The following is a 12,779-nucleotide window of genomic DNA, read 5'->3' as shown; positions in this document are numbered from 1 at the left end:
CACGCGGCCCTGTTGCCGCCGTCAGGGGCTAGGGTGGTGTCAAAGAGAAGGGGGAGTGCCTCGTGGAATACCAGAATTCCCAGCCCAGGGCGGGCTCCGTGCCCGAGCTGCCCACAGCCGCACCAACTGGTGGGGGCCGGACCGTCATTTCCGAGGCCGCCGTCGCGAAGGTCGCGGGAATCGCTGCCCGCTCGGTTCCCGGCGTCTATTCCCTTGGATCAGGACCGTCCCGCGCCCTCGGGGCGATCCGCGACGCGGTCGGCGGGGCGGACCACGCCGCCGGTGTGCGGGCCGAAGTAGGCGAAACCCAGGTGGCCGTCGATATTGACCTCGTGGCGGTCTACGGCACACCGCTTCATGCCCTGGCGGACCAAATCCGCGCTGCCGTCTACACGGCGGTTGAGGAGCTTGTCGGGCTGCAGGTCATTGAGGTCAACATCGAGATCCATGACGTGTTCCTGCCCGGCCCGGTGAAGCCCCCCGTTGCCGGTGAGGCCAGGCCCATGAGGGAGGCAATCCAATGAATCTGACCGTTGTAGGGATAGCAGTCGGCGCCTTCGTGGCGTTCATGTCCTTCCAGTTTGGGGCCTGGGGATTCCTGGGTTCCCTGCTGTTCATGGGCATCGGAGCCCTGCTGGGGCGGGCAGCGGAAGGGAAACTGGACCTGCGCGGCGTGCTCGACGCCCTGACCGGCCGGCGTTCCTCCTCATGAGCAGCACGGCCGGGGTGGCAGTCCACGGCCGGGCACTTGCCGGCCACAACCGAATCAGCACCCAGGCCCTGACCAGCCTGGCACGCGCCGCCGCAGCCGAGGCCCTCGGCGTTGCACCACACGAGGTGCGGGCCGAATGGTCCGACGACGACGGCCTGCTGGCCTTGTCCCTCGTCACCCCGATCACGGTGCCCTCGCTGGCGGCAGTCCTCCGGGACCCCGGTCGGGTGGCTGGCTTCGGCGGCTCCATCTGGGACCGGGCCGTGGCGGCCAAGGCGGCCATTCTCGGCCGCGTGACAGAGCTCAGCGGCGCCCGGCTGAGCCGGGTGGACATTCGGATCAGCGGTGCCAGCGTCAGTGAAGGAAGGCGGGTCCGTTGAGCCATGCCACGGAACGCAGGAACCCGGCGGTCGACGCCGCTCCGCCGGATCCCGGGAACGGGGCCGCCGGGATGGAGTGGATCCTGAAGCGCGAGACCCGGTCCTCGCGCGCGGTGCCCGCTGTCATCGCCGCCGTTCTCGTGATCGTGCTGTGTGGCTATGCACTCCTGGAAACAGCAGTGCGTGCCATCGGCCAGCCGCCATGGCTCGTGGACCCGGAAGCCGCGGCGGAGCGGATCATGGCGCTCCCCGGCGGGGTCCCGCCGCTCCTGCTCGGCGTCCTCGGTGCGGTGCTGGTGATGGTCGGCCTGTTTTTCTTTCTCAATGCCGTGCTGCCGGGCCGCAGGGCGCGCCACCTCCTGCGGGACCGCCGTGCCGCCGTCGTTGTCGACGACGAAGTGATTGCCTCCGCCCTGGCGCGCCGCGCTCGGCTGGCCGCCAACGTGACGCAGGAGCAGGTGATGGTCATCGTCTCGAGAAGCCATGTACTCGTCAATGTCCTTCCGACCTCCGGAGTCCCGCTGCATGCGGAGGCCGTCCTGGCGGCGGTGCAGGAGGAACTGAGGGAGATGGAGCCGACCCCGCTGCCGGATGTCCGCATCAACGTGGCCTCAGGGGGAATCATCGGCGCATGAACAACACCCCAAGAATCCTCAATCGCGTCCTGATCGGCATCCTGGGCACCATACTGATTGCCCTCGGCACGCTGCTGGTTCTGCTCGCGAGCGTTCCGGCGGTCGGCGCCTGGTGGCGGACTTGGACGGCCGGCGCTTGGAGCAATTGGCAGGACCTTTTCGAGCGCACGCGCTTCCCGGGCCGGCAGGAGAGCTGGCTGTGGCTGGTACTGGCCGTGCTGATTCTGGCCGTGATGGGCGCCATGGTGGCCTGGGCGGCGCAGCAGGGCAAAGGCCGCGCCAGCCTGCTGGCGGCCGAAGAGGATCCCGGCGAAGTGGCGGGAAACGTCCGGATCGGCGGCGGCGTCGCCGAGCAGGCCCTGCGGGCGGCGCTCGCCGACCGGCCCGACCTCGCCGGAGTCACCGTCGCCACCTATGAGCTCCGCGGGGAGCCTGCCCTCAAGATCCGTGTGCAGCCACGCCAGGGTGTGGCTCCGCATTTGCTTGCGGCCGAGGTGTCGGCCCTTGTCGAGGCGCTCGATGCAGTGGTCGGCAAACGCACGCCTGTGCTCATCCACATCAGCTCTGGAGCGCGGTCCCGGTTTGGCCGGGCCGAACGCGTCCGCTGACTCTTGGTTAAGTTCCGGTAACGTTCCGGTTTGCACTCCACCGCCCAAGTTCGGTCCAAAAGGCCGGATTCACGCGGTCTACGGGGCAGCTGGGCTGCGTCTCCTTTTGATAAAGAGTGATGTAAACGCTTGCATTCCTCACGCAGGGTTAACTACTGTGATGGGCACCACACCAACAGCACCGCCTCTTTACCGGTACTCAGCGAGGAGCCCTCCAGTATGAAAACCCCTAAGTTCCTACTTCCCGTAGCCACGGCAGGCGTTTTAGCCCTGACCCTTTCAGCCTGTGGCGGGGGGAGCGGTGGCGGCGGCACGACCGCCGGCGGCGGCGACGCCGAGCAAGGCCTCGACGGCCGCGGTCCCATCACGTATGTCCAGGGCAAGGACAACAGCAACGTCGTGCGCCCGCTGATCGAAAAGTGGAACGCCGCGCACCCGAACGAGAAGGTCACGTTCAAGGAGCAGACCGACCAGGCCGACCAGCAGCACGACGACCTCGTCCAGAACTTCCAGGCCAAGAACGCAAACTACGACGTCGTCAGCGTTGACGTCGTCTGGACCGCCGAGTTCGCGGCCAAGGGCTGGCTCCAGCCGCTCAAGGACAAAATGGCGCTCGACACCTCGAAGATGTTGAAGCCCACGGTTGACAGTGCCTCCTACAAGGGCACCCTGTACGCCGCCCCGCAGAACTCCGACGGTGGCATCCTGTACTACCGCAAGGACCTCGTCCCCACGGCGCCCACGACCTGGGACGAGATGATGCAGATGTGCTCCATCGCCAAGGCGAACAACATCGGCTGCTTTGCCGGCCAGTACGCCAAGTACGAGGGCCTCACGGTCAACGCCTCCGAAGCCATCAACTCGGCCGGCGGCTCCGTGCTTGACGATGACGGCAAGCCGAGCCTGACCACCGCCGAAGCCAAGGCGGGCCTCGAAAACCTGGCCAAGGCGTACGCGGACGGCAACATCCCGAAGGAAGGCATCACCTTCCAGGAGGAGCAGGGCCGGCAGGCCTTCCAGGACGGCAAGCTGCTGTTCCACCGCAACTGGCCGTACGTCTACAACCTGGCGGTGACCGAAGGCTCCTCGAAGGTCAAGGATGTCCTGGGCATGGCCGCCCTTCCGGGTAAGGAAGGCCCCGGAGCATCGACGCTCGGCGGACACAGCGCCGGCATGAGCGTTTACTCGAAGAACAAGGCGACGGCCAAGGACTTCCTCACGTTCCTCACCTCCGAGGAAACCCAGAAGTTCTACGCAACCCAGGGCTCGCTCGCCCCGGTTCTCGGCGCACTTTACGATGACCAGGAGCTCGTCTCGAAGCTTCCGTACCTGCCGGTGCTGAAGACCTCGATCGAGAACGCGGTGCCGCGTCCTGTCACCCCGTTCTACCCGGCCGTCACCAAGGCCATCCAGGAAAATGCGTACTCGGCCATCAAGGGCGAGAAGACCGTTGATTCCGCTTTGTCTGATATGCAGAAGTCCATCGAGTCCGCTAGCGCGGGACAGTAGCTCCATTATGGCAACCGAATTGGGCCCGACGCCGGTCAAGGAACCGGCGTCGGGCGGGACCCCGATCCACCACGCGCCCAAGGGCGTCGGGGAGGATAACCGCATTGCGAGCCAGGGCCGCTGGGCCGCATGGCTCCTTACGCCGACGATCATCGCGCTCGCCGTCGTGATCGTCTACCCGATCATCAGCGCCATCGTGATGTCGTTCCAGAAGGATGCCGGCCTTGACCCTGTCACGGGTCTGTTCACCGCCGGCGGACCCGCGGGCGTGCAGAACTACGTCAACTGGATCGCCCAGCAGTGCGCCGCTCCCGGCGGCGGAACCGTAGCCTGCCCTCCCGGAACGCTGGGCGCGCAGTTCTGGTCGGCCACAGCAACAACCTTCTTCTTCACCATTGTCACCGTGACGCTGGAGACAATCCTCGGCTTCTGGATGGCCCTCATCATGGCCCGGACCTTCAAAGGCCGCAGCCTCGTCCGCGCCGCCGTCCTGGTTCCCTGGGCCATCCCCACCGCCGTCACCGCCCAGCTCTGGCTGTTCATCTTCGCCTTCGAGGGCATCGCTAACAAGCTCTTCAACACCACGATCCTGTGGACGGGCAGCGAATGGCCGGCGAAGTGGGCGGTCATCATCGCCGACACCTGGAAGACGACGCCGTTCATGGCGCTGTTGATCCTGGCCGGCCTGCAGATGATTCCCGCCGACGTCTACGAGGCGGCCAAGGTCGACGGCGCCTCCGCATGGCAGCGGTTCCGGATGATCACCCTGCCGCTGGTCAAACCGGCGCTCATGGTCGCCATCCTCTTCCGGACCTTGGATGCACTGCGCATGTTCGACCTTCCGTACATCCTGACGGAAGGTTCCAACAACACCACCACGCTGTCCATCCTGGTGATCAACCAGATCAGGCAAGGCTTCAACGCAGCCGCCGCCTTGTCCACCATTACGTTCATCATCATCTTTGTCGTGGCTTTCATTTTCGTCCGCTTCCTTGGAGCGAATGTCGTGGAGCAAAGCGGCGGCACCGGTAAGGGGAAGAAATGACCGCCGCGACCGAACTCCGGGCCAGGCAGGACCAGGGCCGGAAGGTAGCCCAGAACCGCGAGAAGTGGGCACAGGCGCGCACCTACATCAGCGCCGCCGTCATCCTGGTCTGGTGCCTCGCACCGGCGTACTGGATGGTGGTGACCGCGTTCCGCGAGGTGGGCTTCACCTACGACACCTCGCTCCTGCCCACTCACGTGACGCTGGACAACTTCATCACCGCCTTCGACACCTCGTTCGGCAACAGGTTCGGCCAGGCGCTGGCCAACAGCGTGTTCATCGGGGTGACGGTGACCGTGATCTCGCTGGTGATCGGCGTTTTCGCGGCCTATGCCTTGGCCCGGTTGAATTTCCGCTTCAAGTACCTGGTGCTGGGTTTCATCCTGGGGGCATCCATGTTCCCCGGTGTCGCCCTCATCACCCCGCTGTTCCAGCTGTTCACCAACATCGGCTGGATTGGCACCTACCAGGCGCTGATCATTCCCAACATCTCCTTCGTGCTCCCGCTGACGGTCTACACCATGACCTCGTTCTTCCGGGAAATGCCGTGGGAGCTGGAGGAAGCCGCCCGCGTGGACGGCTGCACCCAGGGGCAGGCCTTCCGCAAGGTGATCATGCCGCTGGCGGCACCGGCCATCTTCACGACCGCAATCCTGGCGTTCATCTCGTCCTGGAATGAGTTCCTGATTGCCAGCCAGCTTTCCAACGACGCAACCCAGCCCGTGACGGTGGCTATCGCTAACTTTGCCGGGGCCCAGCCCCAGCAGATTCCGTACACCGCCATCATGGCCGCCGGAACAATCGTGACCATTCCGCTGGTGATCCTGGTGCTCATCTTCCAGCGCAAGATCGTCGCGGGTTTGACCGCCGGCGCGGTGAAGTGACGGCCGGGCAATGAGCGGAAAGCCGAACCATGGCTTCGTGCGCAGCGAGCACCGCCGGGTGCGCTCCGGCGAGGACTTCGACATCATCATCGGGCTCCTGGGCTTCTGGGCGCTGGTGCTGCTGGTGGTCACCGTCTGGATGGAGGTGACGGCCCAGCCTGCCCTCGGCTGGGCCCTCGGCCTGCTGGCCGCAGTGCTGGCACTGTACGGAATGATCCGGCTGCGCCGCCGGCTGCCCGAAAGGACCGCGACGCGGCGCAGCTGAGGCGCGATCGACAGTTGCCATGGGGAAGGCTAGCGAAGGCAGCTCTGCGCGGGCCGCGAGGCCCGCGCCGACAAGTGAACAAAGGGACACGGTGGCACGGACAACAGACAGAGCGCAGCGGGGCGGCCACTCCGGCGTCAGTATTGAGGATGTCGCAGCCGCGGCCGGAGTCTCCACCGCCACCGTGTCCCGGGCCGTCCGCGGTTTGCCCCGGGTCTCCCCGGCCACCCGGGAAAAGATCCTGGGCATCGCGGAAGCCCTGGGCTACGTGGCGTCGTCGTCGGCGTCGGGACTGGCCACCGGGCGGACCCGGACCATCGGTGTCCTGGCGCCGTTCGTCAGCCGCTGGTTCTTCTCCAAGGCGATCGAGGGCGCGGACCGGGAACTGCACGCCCGCCAGTACAATCTCTCCCTGTTCAACCTCGGCGGCCACGGAAGCAACCGTGAGCGGCTCTTCAGCAAGACCATGGTGTACAAGCAGATCGATGCGCTTCTGGTCCTCTGTATGGCCCTGACACACGAGGAAATCGAGCACCTCCAGAAGATCGATATCCCCCTCGTCGTGGTGGGCGGGCACGTGGAGGAATGCCCCTACATCGGCATTGACGACTATGCGGCCGCCGCAACGGCGGTGCGCCACCTCATCAGTCTCGGGCACAGGGACATCGCCCTGCTGCACGGCGACGACGCGACCGACCTGAACTTCGACGTCCCGCGGGTCCGGATCAAGGCATTCCAGGAAATGATGGCGGAAGCCCGGTTGGCCGTGCGGCCGGAGTGGGACGAGTGGGGCGACTTCACCGTCCGCAGCGGCCAGGACGCGTTCAACCGGCTCTGGGACCGCCCCGGCCCGAAGCCGACGGCGATCTTCTGCGCATCGGACGAGATGGCCATGGGAGTGATTTTCGAGGCGACCCGGGTCGGCGTCCGGGTCCCGGGGGAGCTGTCCGTGATCGGGATCGATGACCACGACTTCTCGGAAGCCATGGGTCTCACCACGGTCGGGCAGCGCCCCGACGAACAGGCCGAGCTGGGGACGAAAATGCTGCTGGACGAGCTTGACGGAGCGGCCGGGGCGGTCCGTTCCACCGTCGCGCCGCACCAGCTGATCGTCCGCAGGACGACGGCGCCGCCACGGTCCGGGGCCACGCTCGCCTAGGACACCGGCGACGCCCCCGGGGCTACCGGGTCAGGAGGCGCGCGCCAGCTGGCGGATGGGGATCCAGCGGGAGGCCAGCCGGCGGTACGCCGCGGCCGCGCCGGTCATGTCGCCCTCGGCGAGGCATTCGATGCCCAGTCTGACATCAAGCGGGGAGTCATCCGGGTAGACCTTGTCGGCCACCGCACCGTAATCGAGTTCCACCACGGAGCCCGGGTGGAAGAGTTCAAGCCACTCGGTGAGCTGGGTCAGGTCCTCGAGCATGTCCAGGTCCGGTGCGGCCCTGGACAGATGGGCCACCGCATAGCGGACCCGTTCCAGCGCTTCGGCGATGGTGGCGCGGATCCGTACGGTGACGATGTGCCCCTCGGCTTCAACCACGTCTGTGGGGTCGGATTCCTGGAACAGGCAGAACCAGCTGAACGGGATTCCCCAGGTCGACGCCCGGGTGTGCACCCGGCCCAGCCCGGCATGCGACCGCACTTCGTCGATGCGTTCCTGGTGCTTGTCGCGCTGCTCCTCAGGGATCAGCAGCTGCGCCAACGGACCGTGGATGCCTTCCATCAGGGCGTTTGCCGCGAGCCCGGCGCGGAGCACCAGCTGACTTGGGCAATACAACAGCCGGTCCGGCGTGCCGGCACCGGCCGGTTCAGCGCCGGGCGCGGATGCCGATGCGGCCGCGGTGCCCCCGGATGGCGCGGGCGACTGGGGCGCGTCGTTGGCGGGCGGTGCGGGGACAACGCGCACCAGATCTGTCCGTCCGGTGGGGAACGGATCACCGCCGGTGCGGGTGATCCGGCCGAGGGAAGCGAGCAGCTCGGCGTTTTCAACCGCCGCGCGGGAGTCCCTCCGGGCCGCCGACGTGCGGAGTGCGTCCTGCTGCTCCGCCGGGAAGGCTTCCAACGGTTCATAGACCCGCAGGGCGGAAGTGAAGGGCAGTCCGGCCTGTCCACGGTAGAGGTTTCCCGTCATCGGCGCGCAGCCCCCTCCCGGTCCGCGGCGATCTCGTGGTCCCCGGTCATCAGTCGCTCAGCTCCACGATGACCGGCGCGTGGTCCGAGGCGCCCTTGCCTTTGCGTTCCTCCCGGTCAATCGACGCGCCGGTGACACGTGCGGCCAGGGCGGGGGAGGCCAGGACGAAGTCGATCCGCATGCCTTCCTTCTTCGGGAAGCGCAGCTGGGTGTAGTCCCAGTACGTATAGACGCCGGGCCCGGGAGTGTGCGGGCGTACGACGTCCCGGAACCCGGCGTCTTCGAAGGCGTGAAAGGCGGCCCGTTCAGGTTCGCTGACATGCGTGAACCCCCCGGTGCGGAAAAGGTCGATGTCCCAGACATCATCATCCTGCGGGGCGATGTTCCAGTCGCCCACCAAAGCGACCTGCGCTTCGGGATCACTCGTGACCAAGCCCTCGGCGTGCCTCTTCAGCGCGTCCAGCCAGCTCAGCTTGTAGGGCATGTGCTCGTCGTCGAGGGCGCGGCCGTTGGGCACGTAGAGGCTCCAGACCCGGACCCCGCCGCAGGTGGCGCCGATCGCCCGGGCCTCCTGCACGGCGTCCTTGCCGCTCTTGCCGAAGACCGGCTGGTCGATGAAAGTCCGTTCGACGTCGGCAAGACCCACCCGGGAGGCGATCGCGACGCCGTTCCACTGGCTCACGCCGTAGTGCGCCACCTCATAGCCCATGTTCTCGAACAGCTCCCACGGGAAGTTGTCGTCCTTGCACTTGGTTTCCTGAATGGCCAGGACGTCACAATCGGTGCGCTGAAGCCACGCCTCCACACGGTCGGCTCGGGCGCGGAGGGAGTTCACATTCCAGGTAGCAATCTTCACAGTCCCTAACTTACCGAACTTGGCTCCCGGGCGAAGCGGTGCAGGGTCGGCGGCTCTCTGGAAATTAGTAGGAAGTCCGAGTATATTCAGCAGCAGAAATGATCTGGATCACATGCAAAGGAGCATTCGACCATGGTGCGCGAACTATCCCACTACATTGACGGTCAGCGCGTGGAGGGCACGTCCGGGCGCTTCAGCGACGTCTACGATCCCTGTACCGGCGAGGTCCAGGCCCGGCTGCCGCTGGCCACTGCCGAGGAAGTGCGCAACGTGATTGCCAGTGCCGAGAAGGGCCAGCTCGTATGGGCCGCGATGAACCCGCAACGGCGGGGCCGGATCCTGCTGAAGTTCGTCGACCTCGTCAACGAGAACATGGACGAACTCGCCACCCTGCTGTCCTCCGAGCACGGCAAGACCTTCCCCGATGCGAAGGGCGACATCCAGCGCGGCATCGAAGTCGTGGAGTTTGCCGCCGGCGCCCCGCACCTGCTCAAGGGCGAATTCTCGGACAGCGCCGGCGCCGGCATCGACGTGCATTCGATGCGCCAGCCCCTCGGCGTCGTCGCGGGCATCACACCCTTCAACTTCCCGGCCATGATCCCGCTGTGGAAATCCGGCCCGGCCCTCGCAGCCGGCAACTCCTTCATCCTGAAGCCCTCCGAACGCGACCCTTCCGTGCCGCTCCGCCTGGCCGAGCTGTTCACCGAGGCGGGGCTGCCCGACGGCGTCTTCAACGTGGTCAACGGGGACAAGGAAGCCGTGGATGCGCTGCTGGAGGATCCCCGGGTCCAGGCGATCGGCTTCGTCGGGTCCACCCCGATCGCCCAGTACATCTACGCCACCGCGGCGGCCAACGGGAAACGCGCCCAGTGCTTCGGCGGCGCCAAGAACCACATGGTGATCATGCCGGACGCGGACCTGGAGATGGCCGCGGATGCCCTGATCGGGGCCGGCTTTGGCTCCGCAGGCGAGCGTTGCATGGCGATTTCCGTGGCGGTGCCCGTCGGCCGGAAGACCGCCGACGCGCTCGTCGCCAAGCTGCAGGAGCGGATTGCGGACCTCAAGGTCGGCCCGTCCCTCGCCGCGGACTCGGACTTCGGCCCGGTCGTGGCGCCCTCCGCCAAGGAGCGGATCGAAGGGTACATTGCCTCCGGCGTCGAGGAAGGCGCCAGCCTCGTGACCGACGGCCGCGGGCTGAAGGTCGAGGGCTACGAGGGCGGCTTCTGGGTGGGCCCGACGCTCTTTGATAACGTCACGAAGGACATGAAGATCTACCGGGAAGAGATTTTCGGTCCGGTGCTGAGCGTGCTCCGCGCGGCGGACTACGACGAGGCGCTGAGGCTGTGCAGCGAGCACGAGTTCGGGAACGGCGTGGCCATCTTCACCCGCGACGGCGACGCCGCCCGGGACTTCGCCAGCCGGGTCCAGGTGGGCATGGTGGGGATCAACGTCCCCATTCCGGTTCCGATCGCGTACTTCAGCTTCGGCGGCTGGAAGGCCTCCGGCTTCGGCGACCTCAACCAGCACGGCGCCGACGCGTTCCGGTTCTACACGAAGACCAAGACGGTCACCACCCGGTGGCCCTCGGGCATCCGTTCCGGCAGCAACTTCGTCATGCCGGAAGGAAGCTGATGGCCGAGCAGGTCGTCCCGGAAGACACCGGGTCCGCCGCTGAGGTCCTGTTCGAGCGCCGGGGGCACCTTGGCATCGTCACCCTGAACCGGCCCCAGGCCGTCAACGCGCTCACCGCGGGCATGGCCTCGGCGATGCTGGACCAGCTCACGCGGTGGGCCGACGACGACGCCGTCGCCGCGGTGCTCGTCCGCGGGGCCGGTGAACGGGGCCTCTGCGCCGGCGGCGACATCGTGGCCATTTACCGGGACATGCTCGACGGGGGTTCGGCCACGGCGGACTTCTGGGCGGAGGAGTACCGGCTGAACGCCCTCATCTCCGCTTACCCGAAACCGTATGTGGCGTTCATGGACGGACTGGTGCTCGGCGGCGGCGTGGGGATCTCGGCGCACGGCTTGGTCCGGATCGTCACGGAACGCACCCGGATGGGCATGCCGGAGACCACGATCGGTTTCGCGCCCGACGTCGGCGGCACCCTGCTGCTGTCCCGCTCGCCGGGGGAGTCCGGCACCCACGCGGCGCTGACCGGCGCGCATCTGAGCGGCTCCGACGCGCTGTTCCTCGGGCTGGCGGACCAGTTCGTGCCCTCCGGACGCCTGTCCGAACTGGCGGCCGCGCTGGCGACCGAGCCGGCGGAAGCCGCCGTCGGGCGCTTCACGGAACACGCGCCGCCCGCGGCGCTGGCGGCGCAGAGCGCGTGGATTGACGCCTGCTACTCCAGTGACGACGCCGAGGAGATCCTGCGCCGGCTGCGCGCCTTCGACGGCGAAGCCGGAGCGGAAGCCGCCGAAGCGGCCGACACGATCGAGGCCAAGTCGCCGACGGCCGTGAAAGTCACGTTGGAGTCCCTGCGCCGCGTCCGGGGACTGAGCCTCGAGGAGGCCCTCGAACAGGAGTACCGGGTGGGGCTGCGCTTCCTGGCCGGCCCGGACTTCCGCGAAGGCATCCGGGCCCAGGTCGTCGATAAGGACCGTGCTCCGCGCTGGCAGCCGGCCACGCTCGCGGAGGTCAGCCGCGACGATGTCGAGGCCTACTTCGCGCCGCTGGGCGACCGTGAACTGCAGCTCTCTTCGAAGGAGAAGGACAATGTCTGACAAACTTCAGCCCGGACCCCCCCGGTCGGGGACGGTACAGCCGGAGACGCACCAATCCGGGATCGTGCCGGGCGCTGGTTCCATCGCGTTCCTCGGCCTTGGCCATATGGGCGGGCCGATGGCCGTCAACCTGGTCAAGGCCGGCTACACCGTGACCGGGTTCGACGTCGTTCCGGCGGCGCTGGACACCGCCCGGGCACATGGCATCAGCACGGCGGACACCGCCGCCGACGCCGTCACCGGAGCCGCCGTCGTGCTGACAATGCTGCCAAGCGGCAAACACCTTCTGGACGCCTACCGCGGAACCGACGGGCAGTCGGGGCTGCTGCAGACCGCGGCCGCCGGCACGCTGTTCCTGGACTGTTCCACGATCAACGTGGACGAGGCCCGCGAGGCTGCCGCGCTGGCTCTCGCCGCAGGCCACCGCGCGGTGGACGCGCCGGTTTCCGGCGGCGTCGTGGGGGCCGAAGCGGGCACCCTGACGTTTATGGTCGGGGCGTTGCCCGAGGACTTCGAAGCGGTGAAGCCGATCCTCGAGGTGATGGGAAAGCGCGTGGTCCATTGCGGGGAGCACGGTGCGGGACAGGCTGCGAAGATCTGCAACAACCTGATCCTCGGGGTTTCCATGATCGCCGTCAGCGAGGCCTTCGTGCTCGGCGAGAAGCTGGGGCTGACGCACCAGACCCTGTTCGACGTCGCCTCCGCGGCCTCGGGACAATGCTGGGCGCTGACCACCAACTGCCCGGTGCCGGGACCGGTGCCAACGAGCCCCGCCAACCGCGACTACCAGCCCGGATTCGCCGGCGCCCTGATGGCGAAGGACCTCAAGCTGGCGCTCAATGCCCTCGAAAGCACCGGGGTCGCCGCCCGGCTGGGACCCCTTGCCTCCGAAATCTACGATACTTTTGCCGCGGAAGGCGGTGCCGGACGGGACTTCTCCGGCATCATCACCGACATCCGGGACAAGTCCGCGCACTAGCGGGCCGGCACCTCGGTTCTGGATCCAGACCAACCCAAAGGGGACAGGC

General features: G+C 67.2%; 15 protein-coding genes. 13 read left to right on the top strand and 2 right to left on the bottom strand.

Going from position 1 to position 12,779, the window contains the following annotated elements:
* Positions 1–62 precede the first annotated feature (62 nt).
* The 10 genes from QFZ69_RS19065 (at position 63) to QFZ69_RS19020 (ending at position 7,197) form a co-directional block, all read left to right on the top strand.
* On the top strand, positions 63–524 hold the full coding sequence (locus QFZ69_RS19065; protein WP_306913612.1) for an Asp23/Gls24 family envelope stress response protein: 462 nt from the start codon (positions 63–65) through the stop codon (positions 522–524).
* On the top strand, positions 521–712 hold the full coding sequence (locus QFZ69_RS19060) for a hypothetical protein (RefSeq protein WP_264355849.1): 192 nt from the start codon (positions 521–523) through the stop codon (positions 710–712). The genes QFZ69_RS19065 and QFZ69_RS19060 overlap by 4 nt, the downstream gene beginning before the upstream one ends.
* Positions 709–1,092 (top strand): hypothetical protein, encoded by a 384-nt coding sequence (locus QFZ69_RS19055; RefSeq protein WP_306913609.1) that lies wholly within the window; start codon positions 709–711, stop codon positions 1,090–1,092. The genes QFZ69_RS19060 and QFZ69_RS19055 overlap by 4 nt, the downstream gene beginning before the upstream one ends.
* A complete protein-coding gene (locus tag QFZ69_RS19050) occupies positions 1,089–1,727 on the top strand; it encodes a hypothetical protein (RefSeq protein ID WP_373461734.1) in 639 nt (212 codons plus the stop codon). The genes QFZ69_RS19055 and QFZ69_RS19050 overlap by 4 nt, the downstream gene beginning before the upstream one ends.
* Positions 1,724–2,335: a hypothetical protein gene (locus QFZ69_RS19045; RefSeq protein ID WP_306913607.1), complete on the top strand. Its 612-nt coding sequence runs from the start codon at positions 1,724–1,726 to the stop codon at positions 2,333–2,335. The genes QFZ69_RS19050 and QFZ69_RS19045 overlap by 4 nt, the downstream gene beginning before the upstream one ends.
* Before the next feature lie 219 nt (positions 2,336–2,554).
* A complete protein-coding gene (locus QFZ69_RS19040; protein WP_306913606.1) occupies positions 2,555–3,844 on the top strand; it encodes an ABC transporter substrate-binding protein in 1,290 nt (429 codons plus the stop codon).
* Between the two features lie 7 nt (positions 3,845–3,851).
* Positions 3,852–4,889 (top strand): carbohydrate ABC transporter permease, encoded by a 1,038-nt coding sequence (locus tag QFZ69_RS19035; RefSeq protein ID WP_306913604.1) that lies wholly within the window; start codon positions 3,852–3,854, stop codon positions 4,887–4,889.
* Positions 4,886–5,773, top strand: coding sequence for a carbohydrate ABC transporter permease (locus QFZ69_RS19030; RefSeq protein WP_306913603.1), 888 nt, complete (start codon positions 4,886–4,888; stop codon positions 5,771–5,773). Before QFZ69_RS19035 ends, QFZ69_RS19030 begins: the two co-directional genes overlap by 4 nt.
* Before the next feature lie 10 nt (positions 5,774–5,783).
* On the top strand, positions 5,784–6,038 hold the full coding sequence (locus QFZ69_RS19025; RefSeq protein ID WP_306913601.1) for a hypothetical protein: 255 nt from the start codon (positions 5,784–5,786) through the stop codon (positions 6,036–6,038).
* A gap of 91 nt (positions 6,039–6,129) precedes the next feature.
* A complete protein-coding gene (locus tag QFZ69_RS19020; RefSeq protein ID WP_306913599.1) occupies positions 6,130–7,197 on the top strand; it encodes a LacI family DNA-binding transcriptional regulator in 1,068 nt (355 codons plus the stop codon).
* Between the two features lie 30 nt (positions 7,198–7,227).
* Here QFZ69_RS19020 and QFZ69_RS19015 read toward each other — a convergent pair whose 3' ends face one another.
* Together QFZ69_RS19015 and QFZ69_RS19010 are read right to left on the bottom strand one after the other, a co-directional pair.
* Entirely contained in the window at positions 7,228–8,169 is a 942-nt protein-coding gene (locus QFZ69_RS19015; RefSeq protein WP_306913597.1) for a hypothetical protein, read from the bottom strand.
* A gap of 49 nt (positions 8,170–8,218) precedes the next feature.
* Positions 8,219–9,025 carry an exodeoxyribonuclease III gene (locus tag QFZ69_RS19010; protein ID WP_306913595.1) on the bottom strand — a complete coding sequence of 269 codons (807 nt, stop codon included), beginning with the start codon at positions 9,023–9,025 and terminating at the stop codon, positions 8,219–8,221.
* A gap of 132 nt (positions 9,026–9,157) precedes the next feature.
* Between QFZ69_RS19010 and QFZ69_RS19005 the strand changes: the two genes are divergently transcribed.
* Genes QFZ69_RS19005 through mmsB form a run of 3 tightly spaced genes read left to right on the top strand, consistent with a single transcriptional unit; the run spans position 9,158 to position 12,730 of the window.
* Positions 9,158–10,657 carry a CoA-acylating methylmalonate-semialdehyde dehydrogenase gene (locus tag QFZ69_RS19005; RefSeq protein WP_307000334.1) on the top strand — a complete coding sequence of 500 codons (1,500 nt, stop codon included), beginning with the start codon at positions 9,158–9,160 and terminating at the stop codon, positions 10,655–10,657.
* Positions 10,657–11,751 (top strand): enoyl-CoA hydratase/isomerase family protein, encoded by a 1,095-nt coding sequence (locus QFZ69_RS19000; RefSeq protein ID WP_306913594.1) that lies wholly within the window; start codon positions 10,657–10,659, stop codon positions 11,749–11,751. Before QFZ69_RS19005 ends, QFZ69_RS19000 begins: the two co-directional genes overlap by 1 nt.
* Positions 11,744–12,730 carry a 3-hydroxyisobutyrate dehydrogenase gene (mmsB, locus tag QFZ69_RS18995; protein WP_373461733.1) on the top strand — a complete coding sequence of 329 codons (987 nt, stop codon included), beginning with the start codon at positions 11,744–11,746 and terminating at the stop codon, positions 12,728–12,730. The genes QFZ69_RS19000 and mmsB overlap by 8 nt, the downstream gene beginning before the upstream one ends.
* The last annotated feature ends 49 nt before the right edge of the window (positions 12,731–12,779 follow it).

Source organism: Arthrobacter sp. V1I7 (assembly GCF_030817015.1).
GTDB lineage: Bacteria > Actinomycetota > Actinomycetes > Actinomycetales > Micrococcaceae > Arthrobacter.
This window is presented reverse-complemented; position numbering and strand designations above follow the sequence as displayed.